Genomic DNA, 18,721 nt, shown 5'->3' on the forward strand with positions numbered 1-18,721 from the left:
ATCTCATTGGATGTCGGAAGTCATTTAATAGCACGGGAATGGCCGAGTGCGCATTAATTCGCAGTTAAGTCGTTGCCGATCATGGAAAAGGTTGCAGTTGCATGCACCGCTAGGGCCCCTTTTCCGTCACGGACGAAGCCCTCGGTGTAGCTGGTCCGGCGTCCCAGCTTGATCACCTTGCCTTCGGCCGAGATCAGCCCCGAGCGTACCGACAGCGGCCGCAGGAAGGTCAGCTTCAGATCGAGCGTGACGGACCCCTGCCCGGCCTCCAGCCGGGTCGAGATCGCACACCCCATGGCGGTGTCGAGCAGCGCCGCCGCTGTCGCGCCGTGCAGGAGGCCAATGGTATTCTCGAGGTCCTCGCGCGGCTCCAGTTCCATCACGATCCGCCTCGGCTCCACCACGGCCATGGTGAAGCCGATCAGCTTGGCGAAGGGTGGCGGCGGCAGGCGGCCGTCGCGAATGCCGAGCATGGCGTCCATGCCGGAGAAGCCCATGGCCGCCTTCGCAACCGGTGCCGGCACCTGCCAGTCCACCACGCGCTCGCGCCGGCGCGCTGGCGAAAACAGGTCGAGCTGATCGATGTCGGTCATGGCGGCCTCTTTATATGATGTATGTCATACTATGCCACGGACTTCGCGCTGGCAACCTCTCCTCGCCGCTTGACAAGCAGAGCGTTTCGGCCCGGAAGTGATCCCGACCCGTGCGCCCGCGCACGTCCACGAAACTTAGAGATCCCGCCATGGAAATGCTCAATCATCACTGCGGCGTGACGCGCGATGCGCGCGGCGTCGTTCATGTTGCGATCTGCAACGCCGGCTCTCTCAACATCCTCGGCTCGCCGGTGACCGATGCGGTCCGCGAAGGCCTGCAGCAGTTGGCGGCCGATCGCAGCATTCGCGTGGTCGTGCTGCGCGGCCAGAGCGAGAAGAGCATGATCGGCGGCGCCGACATCAAGGAGATGGCGAAGCTCGACCAGACATCGGCCGAAGCCTTCATCAGCCGCCTGCGCGATCTCTGCGAAGCCGTGCGCGCCTTCCCGACCCCCGTGATCGCGCGCATGCCGGGCTGGTGCCTCGGCGGCGGACTTGAAGTCGCCGCCGCCTGCGATTTCCGGATCGCGGCCCATGATGCGCATTTCGGCATGCCGGAGGTCCGCGTCGGCATTCCTTCGGTGATCCATGCCGCGCTTTTGCCGCGCCTGATCGGCTGGGCCCGCGCGCGCTGGCTGGTGATGACGGCCGAAAACATCGACGCGCCGACGGCGCTCGCCTGGGGATTGGTGGACAAGGTCGCCGCGCCGGGCGAACTCGATGCCGCGGTCGAGCACACAATCAAGAGCCTGCTTGAATGCGGCCCTGAAGCGCTGCGGTCGCAGAAGGCGTTGCTGCGGCAGTGGGAAGAACTGCCGCTGACGGAGTCTGTGAACCTCAGCGTCAAGGTGTTCGGCGAGTCGTTCCTGACCGACGAGCCGACCCGGCTGATGCAGGCGTTTGTGAATCGGAAGCGGTAAGCCCCCAAAGACGATGTCATGCCCCGCGAAGGCGGGGCATCCAGTACGCCGCGGCTTCTCCGTATCCGTGTACTGCCTCTGGAATACTGGATCGCGATGACAGAGGCGTATGGGCGAGCGGCTGCGTGTCAGAAGCTCCTCCGATCGAACGAGCAAAGCTCATCCGATCCACGACAAATTCTCATCCGAGCCGAGGTTGCATTTCCCGCGCCGCATCATATGATGATCATAATCCTAATGACTCGTCATCTCAGGGAGCCCGTCATGGCCGAAGCCGCCGATCCCGTCGTCATCGTCTCCGCCGCCCGCACCCCGCTTGGCCGTTTCATGGGCGAGCTGTCGCCGCTGGCCGCGCACAAGCTTGGGTCGCACGTGATCGGCGCGGCGCTGGAGCGCGCCAAGCTTGCACCCGAGAAGGTCGACGAGGTCTTCATGGGTTGCGTGCTGCCGGCCGGCCAGGGTCAGGCGCCGGCGCGCCAGGCGGCGCGCGCTGCTGGCCTCCCCGACGCCACCGGCGCGACCACCGTCAACAAGGTCTGCGGCTCCGGCATGAAGGCGACCATGCTGGCTCATGACATCATCCGCGCCGGCTCGGCCGACATCGTCGTCTCCGGCGGCATGGAGAGCATGAGCAATGCACCCTATCTGCTGGCGAAGGCGCGCGGCGGCTATCGCGCGGGCCACGACCGCATCATCGACCACATGATGATGGACGGGCTCGAGGATGCCTACGAGACCGGCCGCTCCATGGGCGATTTCGGCGAGGCGACGGCCGAAGCCTACCAGTTCACCCGGAAGGACCAGGACGCCTATGCGATGGAGACGCTGAGCCGCGCGCGCAAGGCGGTCGAGGGCGGCGCCTTCAAGTCCGAGATTGCGCCGATCACGCTCACCGAGAAGGCCGGCCCGCGCATCATCGCCAATGACGAACATCCGCTGAAGGTTGATCCGGCAAAAATCCCGGGGCTGAAGCCGGCGTTCCGCGCCAACGGCACCATCACGCCGGCGGCCTCCTCCGCCAATGCCGACGGCGCTGCCGCGCTCGTGCTGACGAAGCGCTCGATCGCCGATCGGGCCGGCCTTCCGGCGCTGGCCGAGATCAAGGGCCACGCCACCCACAGCCAGGAGCCGCAATGGTTCACCACGGCACCGATCCCGGCAATCCGTAAGCTGCTCGACAAGATCGGCTGGAACGCCGGCGACGTCGACCTGTTCGAGATCAACGAAGCCTTCGCCGTGGTGGCGATGGCGGCACAACGTGACCTCGGCATTCCCCGCGACAAGCTGAACATCAATGGCGGCGCCTGCGCGCTCGGCCATCCCATCGGCGCGACCGGCGCGCGGCTGATCGTGACGCTGCTGCATGCGCTGGAGGCACAGAACCTCAAGCGCGGCGTCGCGGCACTCTGCATCGGCGGCGGCGAGGCAACAGCGATCGCCGTGGAACGGATCGCGCGCTGACCGGACGAAACGTCCGAAAACGAGGGAAGTCTGGCATTTTAGACTTTCGAGTCCTGTGCCAGATTGCAACGATGACGCGGGTCTCGCTATGCCCGCCAACCACGATTGAGGGGCAATGATTTCAAACTGGCTCGCGGCAGCACTCGGCCGCCGCAATATCCACTACGGCTGGGTGATGGTCGGCGTGACCTTCCTCGCCGCGCTGATCAGCGCCGGCACCGTCGGCGCGCCCGGCGTGTTCATCGTGCCGCTCCAGAAGGAGTTCGGCTGGAGCACCGCGCAGATCTCCTCGGCGCTGTCGATCCGCTTCATCCTGTTCGGGCTGATGGCGCCGTTCGCCGCGGCGCTCCTCAACCGCTACGGTCTGCGCAACGTCACGCTGGCCGCGCAGCTCATCGTCGTCTCCGCGCTGGTGGCTTCGCTCGGCATGACCGAGGTCTGGCAGCTCGTGCTGCTGTGGGGCGTCGTGATCGGGATCGGCACCGGCATGACCGCGCTGGTGCTGGGCGCGACCATCGCCACGCGCTGGTTCGCGGCACGTCGCGGTCTCGTCGTGGGCATCATGACCGCGAGCGTCGCTACCGGTCAGCTCGTGTTCCTGCCGCTGCTCGCGAGCCTCACAGACCGCTTCGGCTGGCGCCTAGCGCTCGGCTTCGTCTGCATCATGCTCGGCGTCTCGGCGCTGGCCGTCGCGCTCGCGATGCGCGACCGGCCGAGCGACCTCGGCCTGCGTCCATTCGGCGATGAAGGCACCGAGCCCCTGCCCGCACCGCCCGTCAACCACGGCTCGATCACAGGCGTTGCGCTCGGCACGCTCCGCGACGCCTCGAAGTCGAGCGCGTTCTGGATCCTGTTTGCGACCTTCTTCGTCTGCGGCGCCTCCACCAACGGCCTCGTCCAGGTGCACCTGATCCCGATGTGCCTCGATTTCGGTATCCCGCAGGTGCAGGCGGCGAGCCTGCTCGCGGCCATGGGCATCTTCGATTTCTTCGGCACCATCATGTCGGGCTGGCTGTCGGACCGCTACGACAATCGCTGGCTCCTGTTCTGGTACTACGGCCTGCGCGGGCTCTCGCTGATCTTCCTGCCGTTCAGCGATTTCTCGTTCTACGGACTGTCGCTGTTTGCGATGTTCTACGGGCTCGACTGGATTGCGACGGTGCCGCCGACGGTGCGGCTCACCGCGCAGAAGTTTGGCCCTGAGCGCGCCAACCTGGTGTTCGGCTGGATCTTTGCCGGCCACCAGCTCGGCGCCGGCACGGCCGCGTTCGGAGCGGGCCTGTCGAGGACACTGCTGGCGAGCTATCTGCCCGCCTTCTTCGTCGCTGGCGCGCTCTGCGTGTTCGCATCGCTGATCGTGCTGGCGCTCTCACACCAACCGAGCCCGAAGCCGAAGCCCGCGATGGCCTGAGGGCGCGTATCAGGCCGGCGCGCGCCGGCCTAATACCTGATCGTGGTGGTCACGCCGAACACCGCGGCGTCGCCGATCCGCGAGATGCCGGTCGGATCGTTCGGATTCGGGATGCCGCCGGAGGGTCGGAACACGTACTGGAAGTAAGGCGCGATCAGCCAGCCCGGCTTGATGTGCGCTTCGTAGATCATCTCGATCAGGATCTCGTTGCTTCGTATCGGACTCTGGGTACCGGTGTAGAACCGAGTATCGAGGTCGAGGTTGCGGGCGGTGTTCGAGATCCGCATGTAGGCCATCGCCACGCCGAAGCGATCGAGCGCACGGCCGGGCGTGAAGCCGACGAAGCCGATGCCGCCGTCGAGATAAAGGTCGATCAGGTTGCGGTCCGGTGGGCTGTAGGCAATGCGGCCGAAGGCGGTGACGCCTGGTATCGAGGCCGAAGTGGTATTGTCGGTCGTCCCCGGCGGTCGATACAGCACCTGCTCGATGACCGCGTAGATTCCGTAGTTGCCGCGAAGCTTGGCTGGAATGCCGGTGCCGTCGGGATCGGCAATCGACAGGCCCTCCGCCGTGAAGCGCTGGCTGTTGAAGTCGCCATAGTGCTTCCAGGCGCCGGGTGTGAAGTTGCCGGCCAGCGAACGGCCGCCAATGTCGAGATCGTAGTCGAAGTGAACCTGCCCGATGAGCCAGGGCGGATCATTGACGCGAAACGCGAGGCCGTGATGGTCGCGCATCTGCGGATCGCCCTCGCCTGGCCCCGAGGGGTCGCCGTTGAACACCGCGCCAAAGAGGGTGATCTTGTCCGAGACCGCGGCCTTGACGCGAATGCCGGGCACCGCGATCGGCGGCGCCGGGCCGCCGGCCGGAAGGTTGGAGGCCTTGATGGCAGGCCAGCCGAACGTGCCGTTAATGAAGAGGTCGTCGGTCTCGCTGTCGAAGAACTCGACATCCGCCGCCTGCTGGCCGGCCCTGATATTCAGCGCCCCATTGAAAAAGCTCTGCTCGAAATAGGCATTGTAGAGACGCTGGTCGGGCAGCGCCTCGATCTCGCTGATGGTGGCGAGGTTGAAGATGTAGTTGCGCGTCAGCCCGCGCCCGTAGATCTCGAAGGCGTTGGCGTAGAAGCGGCCACCGGTCCAGCCGACAAGCTTGTCGAGATCGGCGTCGACGGAGATATCGAGGCGGCCGAAATGGATCGCACCGCGCCCGACCCCGCCCGACACGTTGCCGATATTGTCGGCGATGAAGGTCGCGCCGAAATTCAGGCCCTTATTGGCGAGCCCGTCATGCCATTCGTTGAACCATTTTGGGGACAGCCACTCGGCCGCGCTTTCATCCTTGGCGCCAGCGAATGCGCTCGTGCTCGCCATCGTGCACGCCACCGCAATTGCGACCGCGCTCCGCGACTGAGTTCTATGGGCAGTCCCACTCACGGCCGATACCGGTTCGCGTGCGCTATTTGAAAATGCCCGTGCGCCGCATGAACAGATAGGCCGCACCGATCGAGCCGACCATCAGAGCCGCGGCCCAGAGAAACCCCTCGTCGACATCGGTGAGCGGCAGGCCCTTGGTGTTCATGCCGAAGATTCCGGTGATCAAGGTCGGCGGCAGCAGCAGTGTCGTCACGATGGAGAGCGTGTGGAGGTGGCGGTTGCTCTCTTCCTCGTTCTTGAAGCGAAGCTCCTCCTCGAGCAGGCGGCTGCGCTCGCGCAGCTCGACGATGTCGTGATCGAGTCCGTCGAGCCGCTGCGCGAGCTTGCCGGCCTGAATCCGCAGGCTCGGCGTCAGGTGATCGGTGTTCTTCTGGTCGAGGCGGTGAAACAGCACACGCAATCCCGTGAGCTGGCGATGTAGCCTGACGCAGGTGCGGCGCAGCCGGCCGAGGTTGCGGCGCATCTCGGGCTTGGCGTCGTCAGCCAGGATCCGCTCCTCAATGCCGTCGATCTCCTGCCCGAGCTTGTCGGCCATCCGGTCCAGCGTGTCGGCGACCTCGTCGACGATCTTCTCAAGGAGATGGGCGACGTTCTCGACGCGATAGCCGCCCTCGAGCACGCGGCGCGTCGCATCGGCCGAGCACAGCGCCTGATGGCGGCCGCTGACCAGAAGCCGCTCGGTCATGGCAAAGCGCAGGAATGCGGTCTCCTCCGTCGCGGCTTCGATGTCGCGCACGAGGTCGGAGAACACGCCGTAGACACAGTGGTCGATGACGTGGAGCTGCTGGAACGTGTCGTTGGAGAGCAGCAGCTCGCGCGCGAGTGGCGGCAGCTGTGAGGCCGCGATCCACGGCCGCACGCGCGCATCGGTCAGGTTGAAATGGAGCCAGAGCCTGCCGTCATGGCTGAGCTCGATCGGCTGGTCGATCGGCAACGCCTCGGCGCTGCCGTCGCTGTGCAGCCGAAACGCCCACACCAGACCGGGAATGGCAGGCTCGGCTTCAGACATCGCGCTGACAAGCTTTGCCGGCTCAGCCATACTCACCCCCACGTCGATGCAGCCCATATCCGGGGGGGCAGTTGGCGCCTCCCCCGGACCTCTCGCGGGTACTGAATTACGCTTCTGTTACAGCTTGATGATGGTGGTCTGCCCTATTCCGCGGCCAGCCCCGTCGCAGCCGCGGCCTCGGCTTCCTTGACGTAGTCGTGCACGACGCGGCCGAACGGCAGCGTCAGGTCGGCGATGTAGTGATGCGCGCCGACGACGCGGCGGACCGGGAAATCGGCAACCGGCGCGTTGACGTGCGGCACCAGATGCAGGCGGCCGGGCCCCATCCACGACCCCTTCGGCACGATGTCCGTGAGGTTGATCGCGACGAGCTGGCAGACCTCGAGGCGGCCATCGACGCCGGGAATCATCTTCAGATTGACTTGCGTCTTCGACAGCGTGGCGCGTGTGAGTTCGCCGTTGCCGGCCATGCTCTCATGCTTGTAGCCCATCGTGCCCATCGCAACGAGCTGGCCGGCATATTCGAGCGTGCCCGTCAGCGTGTCCTTGACGATCTCGAGTTTTGGATGGGCGTACTTCTTGGGAAAGCCCCAGATCTCGCGGCCCGCCGCGATCGGCGGATCGTCGTCCAGATACATCTGCGAGACGAAGTTGACCTCCTCGCCGTTGAGGCGCGCAGGGATCACGAGACCGGATTCGGTGTAGCTGCCGAAGCCGGACGAGTCCGGCATCCTGATCCATTCGTAATGCACGATCGGCTGGTCGATCGGCTCCAGCGGCTCAGGCAGCCCGGCGCGGATCAGATCCGGGTCGGTCTCGTAGGTGATGACGAGGAATTCGCGATTGATGAAGCGATAGGGACCAGCCGGATAGCTCGGTCCGGCAGCCGGCATGGACGGGAGTCTCAGAACGTCTTCCCTGCGCATCGCGGTCTCCTGTGTGATGTTCGTCCGGCGGCGACGAGCTTAGCGCAAATTGCTAGCCCTCGTCATTGACTGCGATGTGATGGATTTCCGTCAGGCGCGTGACCTAGCCGTCATGCCAGCGGCGCTGACCTGCATGCCCACGATGCATCGGCGCCACAATTGTCATCAGGCCGTCACCGCCGGGCGCAATCGTTTCGGCTTGTTGTAGAGGCATGTTCTCGTCGGAAAACCGCTGCGCACTTTTCCGGATCATGCCTGGCAGGAGGCAATCGGCCATGGACGCCAGGACGTCGCAACCGACATATCAGACACATCAGCCTCCCTCGCGGGGCTGGCGGCCCGAGCGCTGCGACCGCGTCGCGCTGGTGCTGCAGGGCGGCGGCGCGCTCGGCGCCTACCAGGCCGGCGTCTATCAGGCGCTGCACGAGGCCGGCATCGAGCCGGACTGGGTCTGCGGCGTCTCGATCGGCGCGATCAACTCCGCCATCATCGCCGGCAATAGGCCGGAGAAGCGGCTTGATGCGCTCCGCATCTTCTGGGAGCGCATCACCAACCGCAAGATCTGGCACTACACGCCCGACGGCGACGTCTTCCGCCAGTGGCGCAACTTCTACAGCGCCTGGATGACGTCGGCCATGGGCCAGCCGGGCTTCTTCACCCCGCATCAGGTCAATCCCTGGTTCAGCCCGGTCGGCGCCAGAACCGCGACCAGCTATTACGACACCAAGCCCTTGCGCGACAGCTTGCGCGAGCTCGTCGACTTCGACCTCATCAACGAGAAGAAGGTCCGCTTCGCGGTCGGCGCGGTGAACGTGCTGTCCGGCAACTTCATCTATTTCGACAACGCCCATGACGAGATCGAGCCGGAGCACATCATGGCCTCCGGCGCGCTGCCGCCGGCGCTGCCGATGGTACGGATCGGCACCGATCACTTCTGGGACGGCGGCATCGTCTCCAACACGCCGCTGCAGCACCTGCTCGACCAGGAGGACGCGCTCAACTCGCTGGTGTTCCAGGTCGACCTGTTCAGCGCGCGTGGCGTGCTGCCGCGCTCGATCCAGGACGTGATGGCCCGCCACAAGGACATCATGTATTCCTCGCGAACGCGCCACAACACCGACGTCTATCGCCGGACACATAACCTCAAGGTCCTGCTCTACAAGGCGCTGTCGAAGATCCCGGACGAGCAATTGTCCGAGGACGACCGGAAGCTCAAGACGAGCCTGCGCAACATGCCGGAGATCGCGATCCTGCACCTGATCTACCAGCAGAAGGCCTATGAGGGCGACGCCAAGGACCACGAGTTCTCGGGCACCTCGATGCGCGAGCACTGGTCGAGCGGCTACGAGGACACCAAGCGCACCCTGAAGCGCCGCGATTGGATCAAGATGCCCGAGGAAGGCATGGGCCTCGTCGTGCACGACGTGCACCGCGAGACGGAGAGCGCGTAGGCTGCGTCACCACTTGACCCGGCCATCCACGTGACGCCACACATGCTGAAGCACGTGGATGCCCGGGACAAGCCCGGGCATGACGACGGAGTACGGGCGAGCGCTACCCGTCAGCCGCGCGCAACAAAAATCTCGAAAACAACCCCATGCAAAGTAGCCGGTGGCGGGCGGCGGTCGCCTCGCGCATCCGCAAAATCAATTGACACGTCGGGCAAAACACCGGCATCACGTTATCATTGCGAACTCCGCAAGACGCCCCATGCCCTGCCCGTCAGCGGGCGCTTTGCGGAGTGGCGCACACCTCGACATTGACGCCGGCTGTTTTCCTCAGCTCACCGAGCCGCGCGGGTTGACGACCGTATAGCCCCGCAATGAACGCGCGTGCATTCGCGTTGCGTGTCCGCCTGAGTTGGCGTCATACGCCATCCACATGTCGCCTCCGAGGTGCTGCTCCAGGACGAAGACGTGGCCGCGTCGGGCGGCAACCATTCCCGGTGCGGGCGATGTCCGGGGAAAACGCAGCCAGTTGGACGCGAGATTCAATTCCGGCACGATATGACCAAACACACGGATAGCCGCGCCGCAGCCGCAGAAGGATGAAGGGCATCCGGACGGCCGGCCGCCGACGACACGACTGCCAGAGACATTCACCACCGTGGCGGCGTTGCCCGCGTCGGTCACTGTCAATTGCTGCGAACGGTACGCTTGTAGTCTCGACACCCGTTCGCGGCGCGTTTGCGAGTACGAGAAGTCGCAAGGCATGGTCACATTGCATTCGCGTGCTTGCGAAATGCGGTAGGGCCGTGCCTCGGAGGCAATAGAGCTAACGGTAAAGAACAGACACGCCGAAAGAACTTGCTTGAACATTGCAGGACTCCGAATTGAAGCTCCTGCCCCGGGGCCAGAGAAACCGATAACAGTTTGGCTGAAATGGGCCTAAAGCACGGCCGAAAATGGCTGCATCTGCGTGTCGTGTTGATCGGCCGGCTACGTTGCAAGGCTTCTCAATGGTGCAAAAACATCCGACCTCCCCGTCGAGCAACCAGTGAGGTTCGAACTCGGCGTCAACCTGAGGACCGCAAAGACACTTGGTCTTGTCATTCCAGCAACGCAACTCGCCCGCGCTGACGAGGTGGTCGAGTGAGGCACAACGCGCAATCCCGCCGCGATGACAGAACGGGTCCCGCTGGATGTCCGCTTTGCGACGCCAATAGCTGCCCTCCCGCCAGGTCGCATCTTGACCCGAGGCAAACCTCTGACGCCGTTCAGTCAACCGGTCGGAAGCCATGATCCGACCCGCGATCCAGCCGCTCATGTCGAGCTGGCCCGGCACCGCAACGTGTCACCCGCCGGACCAACGCTCACGCTGCGACGTGCACGGTTTTTCTGGCGTTACGCCGCTAAGTGCCGGGCGTTTTGACGACCAGCTTTATATTCAGGAGATTGACGCCCTTGAACGGGTTCGGCGCACTTTCGATAGTTCCCGTGCCCGTAGCGTTCGCATAGACACCAGTGCCGGAAAGGATCGTGTATTCGCCCTGTGACTTGCCGTCTTTCGCCGAGCCGGTGTAGCGCGCGGTTATCGAACCGTCCTCGAACGTATAGGTGCTATAGCCGAAGAACGGACCCGAACCTTTGAGCAGGTCCGAGGTATTGACGAACTCTTTCACCCCGATACGGCCGTCCTTGAAGACAGCAACGCCGAAAAATTTGCCGGACACGACCGTCTGTCCCTCGATATTCGCCGCCTCCATTACCTTGACATCGATCGGCTTGGTGACGAGCTTGAACTCGAGCACCTGCTCACCGGCTACGGCGGTTGACGCTGCAACGACGACTGCCATGCCAGAAAGAAAAAGAGCGAGAGACTTCCGCATAGGTTCCTCCTGCGCTTTGTGAGATCAATCGTGGGATGCACAGCGCTACCTCATGCCCCAGCTTGTGCGCTGCGGCACGACAAGGAGCGCTCAGCGCCCAGCTAGCGGCTGAAACTAATCGGTACTCGGCATGGCTGGGACGCAACTATGAGTCTAAACGATGGAGAAAAGGTTCAGGGTTCGATCGGGCGAAGTTGTCAGCCGACGCCACCGAGACGGCCCTCGGGCGCCCCTTGCCGGCGAAGCGCGATGTGATCAAAGCTGACGCTCGTTCTCAGTAAGGCATTTCCGACGCTGGCACTTCCAAGTCATGCGGGTCCGGTCGAACGCCCGCTTTTGCGCGAGAGCTTGATGATCGCGACCGCTTGCGAGCGGCACGATGAATCAAACGAGCGCACCTCTTATTCGCCGTTGTCATTCGATACGCAGGCACTATCGTGCGCAAGCGGCGCAGCCGCAGCGTTCATCCAATAATTCCAGATTATGGGAGAATCGCATGAAATTCATAACCACATGGAGCGTACCTCAAGGCACCTTCAATGCAGCCGTCGCCCGCTTTCTCGAAACCGGCGGCGCACCACCCGAAGGCGTCAAGATGCTGGGTCGCTGGCACGGCATGAACGGACAGGGATTTGCGATCTCGGAATCGAGCGATCCGAAAGCCATGTATCGTTGGCTCGCACAATGGTCCGACCTGCTCCCGTTGACCGTCACGCCCTGCCTCGAGGATGGAGACGCCGGCGAAGTGATGGCCTCGCTACCCAAGCGTTGATCTTCTCACGTCATTGCCGCCGGGATCGGCGGCAATGGCAGGCCTGCTGAGCTTCGCCTCGAAGCTCAGCTTCGATCTGCCTCCGCAGGCTGGCGAGCCCGTCGACATCACCCGCTAATCATTCTCTCGAGTGCAACCAGTGATCCGAACACGATACCGGTGACAGCGAGGAAGACGACGGCAAGATAGAGGCGATGCATGCGTAAAACACTCTGAATGCGCTATCAGCGATAACAGATGCGCCTTCAGATGGTTTCTGCTCGAATGGTTAAGGGCAATCCTTCCGATCGAGGCGACCCTGCCCTCTGTCACAAATCTGCAAGGCGCCCTTGTGATACTGGCGGCTTGGCCGCCGCTCTCTTCGGTTGAGAAGCATTTTCAATGGCTGGAGCTGTCGATCAGACGTGCATCCGGCCGCCCGAATCAGCGCGCTGGCTACTGCCGAAAACCGCTAGCGAGTTCATTTTGATTGTTAGCTCAGATGAACTACCGTGGGGTTCATTTCAAGAATTAATCATATTTTAGGAGCGACCATTGCCGTCAAGCATTGAATCGATCGTTTCTGCATATGTACGTTTGAGGAACCGGCGAGCACTGGAAGACATGCAAGACCTTCGGCGCCAGTTGCTTGGAAACCTGCAGTCCACATCCAGCATCGATCCGCGCATGGCTCTCGACATCGTGCGCGAGGACCTGCAAGTGATCGAGGACGGACTGGAACAGCTCCAACCGCCGCCCGGGACTCTGCCCGAGAACGAGTGGCGCTAGTCGGATCCGGCCTTCGCACTCCGACGCAACGATAACCCGCCCAGCCTTTGGCTAAGCAGCTCTCGACCGTGGCAACGTTTTTCGATTTTTCGACCGAGATAGAGGATGGGATTTCGAACGTTCAGGCGCACAACGCTTTGCCGGCTTCGGGCGCCGCAAGCGGGAGAACACATTCGAAAGATCCTTGATGACCTTGAACTTGAGGACCGATGGCTCGCCCTGCCGGACGATCGTGGCTTTACGTCGCTCTGTCGGAAGCAGCAGCATCGCGCGAGCAACCGCACAACGTAACTTCATCGAACCATGGTTTGTGAGCTCAACTAGCTCTTCCGGGTCTACTCTCATACTCGTTTCCTCACGCCCACAAAGCCCGTCCCTGACGACCAAATAACTTCCCCGCGCCAGAGTTTCCCAGGCATCATTTCGGAACTCGGCTTTGGCGACGCCTCCCGCGCGGCGCCCGTCGTGCAAAGCCGCACGACGGGGCCCGGCTGGCATTCTTCCGATGCCGCTGAGCGTTCACTTTTGAACTTTTCTGTCTCACACGCATTGTGCCGCCGCTGGCGCGAATTCTGCGGAGGGGGAAGGTGCACAATCTTCCTGTCGTTCTCGTGGTCGAGGACGAAGAGTTGCTACAAGACATTGTTCATGACGCCCTCAAGGAGGGCGGCTTCGACTTGACGGCTGTCGCTTCCAGCCACGAAGCGGTGACGATGATCGACAGCGGGGTGGTCGTGTATTCCGCGCTCGTGACCGACGTTGTCCTCAGAGGACAGATGAGGGGCTGGGACATTGCGCGCCTGGTCAGGCAAATCGATCCTTCATTCCCGATCGTCTATATGACGGGCGCAGCGGCCGACGAGTGGGCACACGAAGGCGTCCCGAACAGCATTCTGCTGACGAAGCCGTTTGCACCAGCGCAGCTTGTTGCTGCGCTGTCTCAACTCCTTCATCTGGCTTCGTCGGACTGACGCGGGATCTGCCGCATCATCTCCCGAGCACTATGGTTGAGACAGAACAACATTGATCGCTGATCCCAGCTCTCTTGCCAGACATGGCTTCGTGAGCACCGGGCGTTCGCGAAGCGTTGCGGGAACCCCGGCAGGGCCGTAGCCCGTGACGAAAAGCAAGGGAAGACCACGTGCCACGACAGCCTCCGCGACCGGCTGCACGTCGAACCCGTGCAGATTGATGTCGAGGATCGCGAGATCATACTCCTCTTCCTGGGCGAGTGCGCGGCCATCGCTGACATCTCCTGCAACCGCAATGACGCGATGCCCGAGCTCTTCAATCATGTCGATAAGCATCAATCGAATGAGCGCCTCGTCCTCGACAAGGATGACGGATGCCTTGCTCATTGCTCGCTCTTGCCTCCCTTTGGGCGGTTAGGCTGCCTTCGCCGCCGCTCTCTCACACGAAATGTAGAAAAGTGGGCGGAACGCCTTTGTTCCGCGGGGCCATCAAGATTTGGCACCGCGCTTCTGTCCTGCCGATCACCGGATGGACTCGTCGGGAAAGCCACGACTCCCTGGCTAGCGCTGAGGAGAGCGCGGAATCTCCCATTGCTGGAGGCGATTGATTGACGCCTCCCGTTCGTGCTGGCCCAGCCAAATCGTGAGGAGAACCAGCGCGCCGGCGAGAGCGCCGATGCCGAAATACAGGTTCCTCATGCGCGGTGAATGCGGAGCGCCGGAAATGGTTCCTCGCACCGCAGCCTTTCGCTGCGCAGCTACGGCCGGATCGTCATATTCCCCGGCGGTCCCGGCGTTCGCAGCGGCTCCGCCAGCCGCGCGAACTCGCACAAGAGCGATCGTGTCTTGCGGGGGTCGATGATCTCCTCGACCCAGAATTTTTCGGCCGAGCGGAACGGCGAGCGCAGCTTGTTGAGGCGCTCCTCGATTTCCTTCAGCTTGGCCGCCCTGTCCTCTGCCGCGTCGATGTCGGCGCGGTAGGCAGCCTCGATGCCGCCTTCGAGCGGCAGCGAGCCCCAATAGGCCGAGGGCCAGGCGTAGCGGATCGAGAAGCGGTCCGCCGGTTGATGCACCACGCCGGCGACGCCGAAGGCGTTGCGCAGGATCACCGTGCACCAGGGCACCGTGGTCTGGTTGACCGCGGCCATGGCGCGGACGCCATGGCGGATGGTGGCCGCCTTCTCGGCATCCAGGCCGATCATGAAGCCGGGGCAGTCCATGAGATAGACGATCGGCAGATGGAAGGTCTCGGCGAAATCGACCCAGCGCACCACCTTCTGGCACGCATCCGCCGTCCATGAGCCGCCATAGTGAAAGCTGTCGCTGGCGAGCAGTAGCACCGCCCTGCCCTCGAGCCGCGCGAGCCCGGCGATGATCGGCCTGCCGAAATTCCTGGCGACCTCGAAGAACGAGCCCTTGTCGACGACGGACTCGATGATGGGGCGCATCTTGTAGACTTGCTTGCGGTTGCGCGGCACCGCGTTCATCAGCGCTTCTTCGCCGCGGTCGGGATCGTCGGTGCAGGGCAATGTCGGCGGCAGCTCGTAGACCGACGACGGCAGATAGGACAGGAAGCGGCGCGCGCAGGCAAACGCCTCCTCCTCGGTCTCGACGGCATGATCAATCGCGCCGGCGCGGGTCTGGATGTCGGCGCCGCCGAGATCCCCCTTCGAGAGGTCCTGTCCCAGCGCCTTCACAACCGGCGGTCCGGCGACGAACATCGCAGAGGACTTCGTCATGATCGAATAGTGGCTGGCGGCAAGACGCGCCGCGCCAAGGCCCGCGACCGAGCCGAGGCCCAGCGCGACTACGGGCACGCGGGACAGGTTTTCGGTCGTGAAGCGATACCAGCGCGTGCCGCCGATGCCGCCCGGCAGATTTGCGGCGCCCTTGGTCTCGATCGTCTTGACCGAGCCGCCGCCGCCCGAGCCTTCGATGATGCGGATGATGGGGAGGCGAAAATCGTGCGCCATCTCCTCAGCCATCAGCGGCTTGGCCGAGATCGACGCATCGGCCGAGCCGCCGCGCACGGTAAAATCGTCGCCGACGACGACCACGGTGCGCCCATCCATACGCGCGCGGCCGAACACGCAGTTGGCCGGCGTGACGTGCTTCAGTTCGCCCTTCGGATCGTACTCGCCGATGCCGGAGACGGCACCGATTTCGTGAAAGCTGCCTCTGTCGATCAGCTTGTCGATGCGCTCCCGAACAGTCAGCCGGCCCTGGTCATGCTGTCGCTTGACCTTGTCAACGCCTCCCATCTCCCGCGCGAAGGCTTCGCGCCGGGCGAGCTCGTCGAGTTCCGGCTTCCAGTTCATTCAATCCCCCCGGCGTGATCGGCTTGTTATTGTTTTGCACCGCCATCGCGATCGCCTTGCGCGCGAGACGATTGTTGAACACGTCGGCTTCCGCGCCTTCGACCAGACTGCCCAGCGACCGGCCGAGCTCAACCATCAGCGGCGCGACTTCCGCATGCAGCCGCTGCTCGTCATACATCGAAGACAAGAGGCCGATCGTGATGACCACGAAGGTCTGATATTGCGGCGACCAGATCGGCACCGCGAGCCCGTTGATGTGCGGGCTCCACAATCCGCAGGCCACCACATAGCCATGCTCGCGCAGGAACTGGCGGTTGGCCTCGATGCGAGGCTTCAGCGTCTTCGCGGCCTCGGGGGCTTCGCGTTCCATTTCCGCAAGCAAGGCATCGCCGACCTCTGGTGCCAGCGCCGCCGTGTAGGCCGCGCCCGCGGCGGTCGAGGCCATCGAGATGCGGCTGCCGGTGCCCTCATGCAGGCCGAGTGCGGCCGCCGAGCGTGCGAATTGCACATAGACGAGATGGAAGCGGTCCGGCACGACGAAGCCGACCGTGCCCGGCAGTTGATCGGCGACCTCCTGGAGGCGCTGCCGGATCATGCTGCGGAGCTGCGCGCCCTTCATCATCGAAGCGCTCATCGCCACCGCGCTCGGCCCGATCCGATATTTCTGGTCACGCGGCAGATAGACGAGCTGGCCCATGCGAGTCAGCGTGTGCGTGAGCCGCGATACCGTCGAGCGCGGCAGGCCGCAGCGATTGGAAATCTCGAGATTGCCGAGCCGGGCCTCGTGGCCCTCGAAGCATCGCAGCACGTCAAACGCGCGCGATACCACCTGGATGACATCACCTTCACCGGCATCGCCGGCGAGCATTCCTTGCCTACTCAAGCGCTCCGAACGTCGTCCCATGTTCCCTACCAAGCTGTGTTCCGCTGTGCGGAATTAAATTCCGCTTGAAGGACACGCTACCTCAGGCATTTTGCGACGACAACAAAAAGGCGATTGGCATGCCAGATATTCGAATTGTCACGGAGGTCGCGGGACGCGTGTGCGCGATTCCCGTGGAGGTTGGCGGAAGCGTCGCAGATGGCGATGACGTTGCAATCGTCGAAGCCATGAAGATGGAGATCCCCGTGTCCTCGCCCGCGACCGGCACGATCAAATCGCTTCTCGTGAAACTCGACGACGTCGTCGCCGAAGGCCAGGCCATCGCGATCGTCGCGAGCTGAAGCGCGCATCAAGCGCGTGGGTGAGCAATCTCTTTGTGGCCCATCCTTCGCGACGCCCGCATTCGGCGGGCTCCTCAGGATGCGGCCTATTTTCGCGGCAATTTCGTAGACCTCATGGTGAGGAGCGCCGCTCGCGGCGCGTCTCGAACCATGGGCCGCGCACTTTGCAATCGACAAGACGCCGGATGCGATTGACCTGCTCGTCGTCCGCGACAATCTGTCTGCCCGACTCTTCGCTGCGCGGTACGGCGTTGCCATCGCCGATTGCCGATGACATGATCCGATCCAAGCAAGAAAGTCTTCGCGGCAAGCGGAGACAATTGGAGGGAAACATGTTTCGTGGGCTGCTCATGCTCGCGCCTGCCTTGGTTGCGGGCTTTTCTTTTGCGTCTACACGCTATGTCTTCGCCGAAGACATCAAGCTGCCGCCGACCCTGACCTTCACCGCCTATGACACGGGAACCGCGGGCTTCAACATCGCGGTCGGCGTCGGCAAGATGATGAAGGACAAATACGGCACCGACGTGCGCGTGCTGCCGGCCGGCAATGACGTCGCGCGCCTCGCGCCGCTGCGCGCCAAGCGCGCGGCTTCCGCGGCGATGGGATCGGGCACCTACTTCGCGCAGGAAGGCGTGTTCGAGTTCGGTAGCAAGGAATGGGGCCCGCAGCCGCTCCAGATCCTGCTCTCGACCGTCGACTGCAATTGCGGCTCGCTTGGCGTCGCGGCGGACTCAGGCGTGAAGGAGCTCAGGGACCTCAAAGGCAAACGGGTCGGCTTCGTGGTCGGCTCGCCGGCGCTGAACCAGAACTCGCTCGCCGTGCTCGCCTTCGCCGGTCTGACGAAGGACGACGTCAAGGTCGTCGAGTTCGCAAGCTATGGCGCGATGTGGAAGGGACTGATCAACAACGACACCGATGCCTCCTTCGGCACCACCATCACCGGCCCCGCCAAGGAAGCCGAGACCTCGCCGCGCGGCCTGATCTGGCCGCCGCTGCCTGCCAAGGACAAGGAAGGCTGGGCGCGGATGCAGAAGGTCGGCTCGTTCTTCTTCCCGCAGCTTGCGACCTGCGGCGCCGGCATCTCGCCGGACAAGCCGATCGAGCTCGGCAACTACCCCTACCCGATCTTCGTCGCCTACGCCGCGCAACCAGCCGACCAGGTCTATGCGATGACCAAGGCGATGATCGCGAACTACGACGCCTACAAGGACTCCGCACCCGGCGCCGGCGGGCTCGCCGCAGAACGGCAGACCAAGAACTGGGTGGTGCCAGTACATCCCGGCGCGGTGAAAGCGCTGAAGGAGGCGGGGCAATGGACCGACGCGCAGGAGGCCCACAACAACAAGCTCTTCAAGCGCCAGGAGGTGCTCGCGTCCGCCTGGGCCGACTACGGCAAATCCAATCCGCCATCGGACGACAAGGCGTTCCTCGACGGCTGGATGAAGCTGCGCGCGGCCGCGCTCGCCAAGGCCGACATGCCGAACGGGTTCGACTGATCGTCACTTCTTGTTTGCGCATGATCTTCTCGGAAAACCGCTCCACACTTTTCCGGATCATGCTTTAGCCTGCCGCAGCAACGTTTGAGGA

At 63.5% G+C, this 18,721-nt stretch carries 19 protein-coding genes; 9 read left to right on the forward strand and 10 right to left on the reverse strand.

Going from position 1 to position 18,721, the window contains the following annotated elements:
* Positions 1 to 53: 53 nt before the first annotated feature.
* Positions 54 to 593, reverse strand: a complete 540-nt coding sequence (locus K289_RS0110970) for a PaaI family thioesterase (RefSeq protein ID WP_027551557.1) — start codon at positions 591 to 593, stop codon at positions 54 to 56.
* Positions 594 to 742: 149 nt separating this feature from the next.
* On the opposite strand from K289_RS0110970, the gene K289_RS0110975 reads away from it, so the two are divergent.
* From K289_RS0110975 to K289_RS0110985, 3 genes are all read left to right on the forward strand, one after another.
* Positions 743 to 1,513 carry an enoyl-CoA hydratase gene (locus K289_RS0110975; RefSeq protein WP_027551558.1) on the forward strand — a complete coding sequence of 257 codons (771 nt, stop codon included), beginning with the start codon at positions 743 to 745 and terminating at the stop codon, positions 1,511 to 1,513.
* 264 nt (positions 1,514 to 1,777) lie between these two features.
* The gene (locus K289_RS0110980) at positions 1,778 to 2,974 is read left to right on the forward strand and encodes an acetyl-CoA C-acyltransferase (RefSeq protein WP_027551559.1); all 1,197 of its coding nucleotides are present in this window, start codon (positions 1,778 to 1,780) and stop codon (positions 2,972 to 2,974) included.
* A 115-nt stretch (positions 2,975 to 3,089) separates the two neighbouring features.
* A complete protein-coding gene (locus tag K289_RS0110985; protein WP_027551560.1) occupies positions 3,090 to 4,385 on the forward strand; it encodes an MFS transporter in 1,296 nt (431 codons plus the stop codon).
* Positions 4,386 to 4,414: 29 nt separating this feature from the next.
* Here the strand turns inward: K289_RS0110985 and K289_RS0110990 are convergent, their stop codons facing one another.
* The 3 genes from K289_RS0110990 to K289_RS0111000 all read right to left on the reverse strand — a co-directional run bounded on the left by K289_RS0110990 (position 4,415) and on the right by K289_RS0111000 (position 7,753).
* Positions 4,415 to 5,755 carry a carbohydrate porin gene (locus K289_RS0110990; RefSeq protein ID WP_156917910.1) on the reverse strand — a complete coding sequence of 447 codons (1,341 nt, stop codon included), beginning with the start codon at positions 5,753 to 5,755 and terminating at the stop codon, positions 4,415 to 4,417.
* A gap of 85 nt (positions 5,756 to 5,840) precedes the next feature.
* Entirely contained in the window at positions 5,841 to 6,857 is a 1,017-nt protein-coding gene (locus K289_RS0110995; protein ID WP_027551562.1) for a transporter, read from the reverse strand.
* A gap of 113 nt (positions 6,858 to 6,970) precedes the next feature.
* Positions 6,971 to 7,753 (reverse strand): acetoacetate decarboxylase, encoded by a 783-nt coding sequence (locus K289_RS0111000; RefSeq protein WP_027551563.1) that lies wholly within the window; start codon positions 7,751 to 7,753, stop codon positions 6,971 to 6,973.
* A gap of 275 nt (positions 7,754 to 8,028) precedes the next feature.
* Between K289_RS0111000 and K289_RS0111010 the strand changes: the two genes are divergently transcribed.
* A complete protein-coding gene (locus tag K289_RS0111010; protein WP_027551564.1) occupies positions 8,029 to 9,204 on the forward strand; it encodes a patatin-like phospholipase family protein in 1,176 nt (391 codons plus the stop codon).
* A gap of 327 nt (positions 9,205 to 9,531) precedes the next feature.
* Here the strand turns inward: K289_RS0111010 and K289_RS44200 are convergent, their stop codons facing one another.
* On the reverse strand, positions 9,532 to 10,071 hold the full coding sequence (locus tag K289_RS44200; RefSeq protein ID WP_035684434.1) for a hypothetical protein: 540 nt from the start codon (positions 10,069 to 10,071) through the stop codon (positions 9,532 to 9,534).
* Positions 10,072 to 10,604: 533 nt separating this feature from the next.
* Positions 10,605 to 11,081 (reverse strand): hypothetical protein, encoded by a 477-nt coding sequence (locus K289_RS0111015; protein WP_027551565.1) that lies wholly within the window; start codon positions 11,079 to 11,081, stop codon positions 10,605 to 10,607.
* A gap of 496 nt (positions 11,082 to 11,577) precedes the next feature.
* On the opposite strand from K289_RS0111015, the gene K289_RS0111020 reads away from it, so the two are divergent.
* The 3 genes from K289_RS0111020 to K289_RS0111035 all read left to right on the forward strand — a co-directional run bounded on the left by K289_RS0111020 (position 11,578) and on the right by K289_RS0111035 (position 13,592).
* Positions 11,578 to 11,853, forward strand: a complete 276-nt coding sequence (locus K289_RS0111020) for a DUF3303 domain-containing protein (protein WP_018319867.1) — start codon at positions 11,578 to 11,580, stop codon at positions 11,851 to 11,853.
* A 603-nt stretch (positions 11,854 to 12,456) separates the two neighbouring features.
* Positions 12,457 to 12,621 (forward strand): hypothetical protein, encoded by a 165-nt coding sequence (locus tag K289_RS0111030; protein WP_245283889.1) that lies wholly within the window; start codon positions 12,457 to 12,459, stop codon positions 12,619 to 12,621.
* A gap of 587 nt (positions 12,622 to 13,208) precedes the next feature.
* On the forward strand, positions 13,209 to 13,592 hold the full coding sequence (locus K289_RS0111035; protein WP_035684438.1) for a response regulator: 384 nt from the start codon (positions 13,209 to 13,211) through the stop codon (positions 13,590 to 13,592).
* 30 nt (positions 13,593 to 13,622) lie between these two features.
* On the opposite strand, the gene K289_RS0111040 is transcribed toward K289_RS0111035, so the two are convergent.
* From K289_RS0111040 to K289_RS0111055, 3 genes are all read right to left on the reverse strand, one after another.
* Positions 13,623 to 13,979 (reverse strand): response regulator, encoded by a 357-nt coding sequence (locus K289_RS0111040; protein ID WP_027551568.1) that lies wholly within the window; start codon positions 13,977 to 13,979, stop codon positions 13,623 to 13,625.
* A gap of 371 nt (positions 13,980 to 14,350) precedes the next feature.
* Positions 14,351 to 15,910: an acyl-CoA carboxylase subunit beta gene (locus tag K289_RS0111050; RefSeq protein ID WP_027551569.1), complete on the reverse strand. Its 1,560-nt coding sequence runs from the start codon at positions 15,908 to 15,910 to the stop codon at positions 14,351 to 14,353.
* On the reverse strand, positions 15,840 to 16,814 hold the full coding sequence (locus tag K289_RS0111055; protein ID WP_027551570.1) for an IclR family transcriptional regulator: 975 nt from the start codon (positions 16,812 to 16,814) through the stop codon (positions 15,840 to 15,842). The genes K289_RS0111050 and K289_RS0111055 overlap by 71 nt, the downstream gene beginning before the upstream one ends.
* Before the next feature lie 92 nt (positions 16,815 to 16,906).
* Here K289_RS0111055 and K289_RS0111060 point away from each other — a divergent pair, with 92 nt between their 5' ends.
* Positions 16,907 to 17,134: an acetyl-CoA carboxylase biotin carboxyl carrier protein subunit gene (locus K289_RS0111060; protein ID WP_256380000.1), complete on the forward strand. Its 228-nt coding sequence runs from the start codon at positions 16,907 to 16,909 to the stop codon at positions 17,132 to 17,134.
* Between the two features lie 112 nt (positions 17,135 to 17,246).
* Here the strand turns inward: K289_RS0111060 and K289_RS50340 are convergent, their stop codons facing one another.
* The gene (locus K289_RS50340; RefSeq protein WP_156917912.1) at positions 17,247 to 17,411 is read right to left on the reverse strand and encodes a hypothetical protein; all 165 of its coding nucleotides are present in this window, start codon (positions 17,409 to 17,411) and stop codon (positions 17,247 to 17,249) included.
* Between the two features lie 55 nt (positions 17,412 to 17,466).
* Between K289_RS50340 and K289_RS0111070 the strand changes: the two genes are divergently transcribed.
* Entirely contained in the window at positions 17,467 to 18,630 is a 1,164-nt protein-coding gene (locus K289_RS0111070; RefSeq protein ID WP_027551572.1) for a TAXI family TRAP transporter solute-binding subunit, read from the forward strand.
* The last annotated feature ends 91 nt before the right edge of the window (positions 18,631 to 18,721 follow it).

Origin of the sequence: Bradyrhizobium sp. Cp5.3 (assembly GCF_000426265.1) — a bacterium.
Lineage (GTDB): Bacteria > Pseudomonadota > Alphaproteobacteria > Rhizobiales > Xanthobacteraceae > Bradyrhizobium > Bradyrhizobium neotropicale.

Coding starts and splice junctions, on each gene's coding strand:
- K289_RS0110990 (WP_156917910.1), bottom strand. CDS start 5,755: ATGGCGAGCACGAGCGCATTCGCTGGCGCCAAGGATGAAAGCGCGGCC.
- K289_RS0111040 (WP_027551568.1), bottom strand. CDS start 13,979: ATGAGCAAGGCATCCGTCATCCTTGTCGAGGACGAGGCGCTCATTCGA.
- K289_RS0111020 (WP_018319867.1), top strand. CDS start 11,578: ATGAAATTCATAACCACATGGAGCGTACCTCAAGGCACCTTCAATGCA.
- K289_RS0110975 (WP_027551558.1), top strand. CDS start 743: ATGGAAATGCTCAATCATCACTGCGGCGTGACGCGCGATGCGCGCGGC.
- K289_RS0111050 (WP_027551569.1), bottom strand. CDS start 15,910: ATGAACTGGAAGCCGGAACTCGACGAGCTCGCCCGGCGCGAAGCCTTC.
- K289_RS0111070 (WP_027551572.1), top strand. CDS start 17,467: ATGTTTCGTGGGCTGCTCATGCTCGCGCCTGCCTTGGTTGCGGGCTTT.
- K289_RS0110970 (WP_027551557.1), bottom strand. CDS start 593: ATGACCGACATCGATCAGCTCGACCTGTTTTCGCCAGCGCGCCGGCGC.
- K289_RS0110985 (WP_027551560.1), top strand. CDS start 3,090: ATGATTTCAAACTGGCTCGCGGCAGCACTCGGCCGCCGCAATATCCAC.
- K289_RS0110995 (WP_027551562.1), bottom strand. CDS start 6,857: ATGGCTGAGCCGGCAAAGCTTGTCAGCGCGATGTCTGAAGCCGAGCCT.
- K289_RS0111055 (WP_027551570.1), bottom strand. CDS start 16,814: ATGGGACGACGTTCGGAGCGCTTGAGTAGGCAAGGAATGCTCGCCGGC.
- K289_RS0111015 (WP_027551565.1), bottom strand. CDS start 11,081: ATGCGGAAGTCTCTCGCTCTTTTTCTTTCTGGCATGGCAGTCGTCGTT.
- K289_RS0111000 (WP_027551563.1), bottom strand. CDS start 7,753: ATGCGCAGGGAAGACGTTCTGAGACTCCCGTCCATGCCGGCTGCCGGA.
- K289_RS0111030 (WP_245283889.1), top strand. CDS start 12,457: ATGCAAGACCTTCGGCGCCAGTTGCTTGGAAACCTGCAGTCCACATCC.
- K289_RS0110980 (WP_027551559.1), top strand. CDS start 1,778: ATGGCCGAAGCCGCCGATCCCGTCGTCATCGTCTCCGCCGCCCGCACC.
- K289_RS0111010 (WP_027551564.1), top strand. CDS start 8,029: ATGGACGCCAGGACGTCGCAACCGACATATCAGACACATCAGCCTCCC.
- K289_RS44200 (WP_035684434.1), bottom strand. CDS start 10,071: ATGTTCAAGCAAGTTCTTTCGGCGTGTCTGTTCTTTACCGTTAGCTCT.
- K289_RS50340 (WP_156917912.1), bottom strand. CDS start 17,411: ATGTCATCGGCAATCGGCGATGGCAACGCCGTACCGCGCAGCGAAGAG.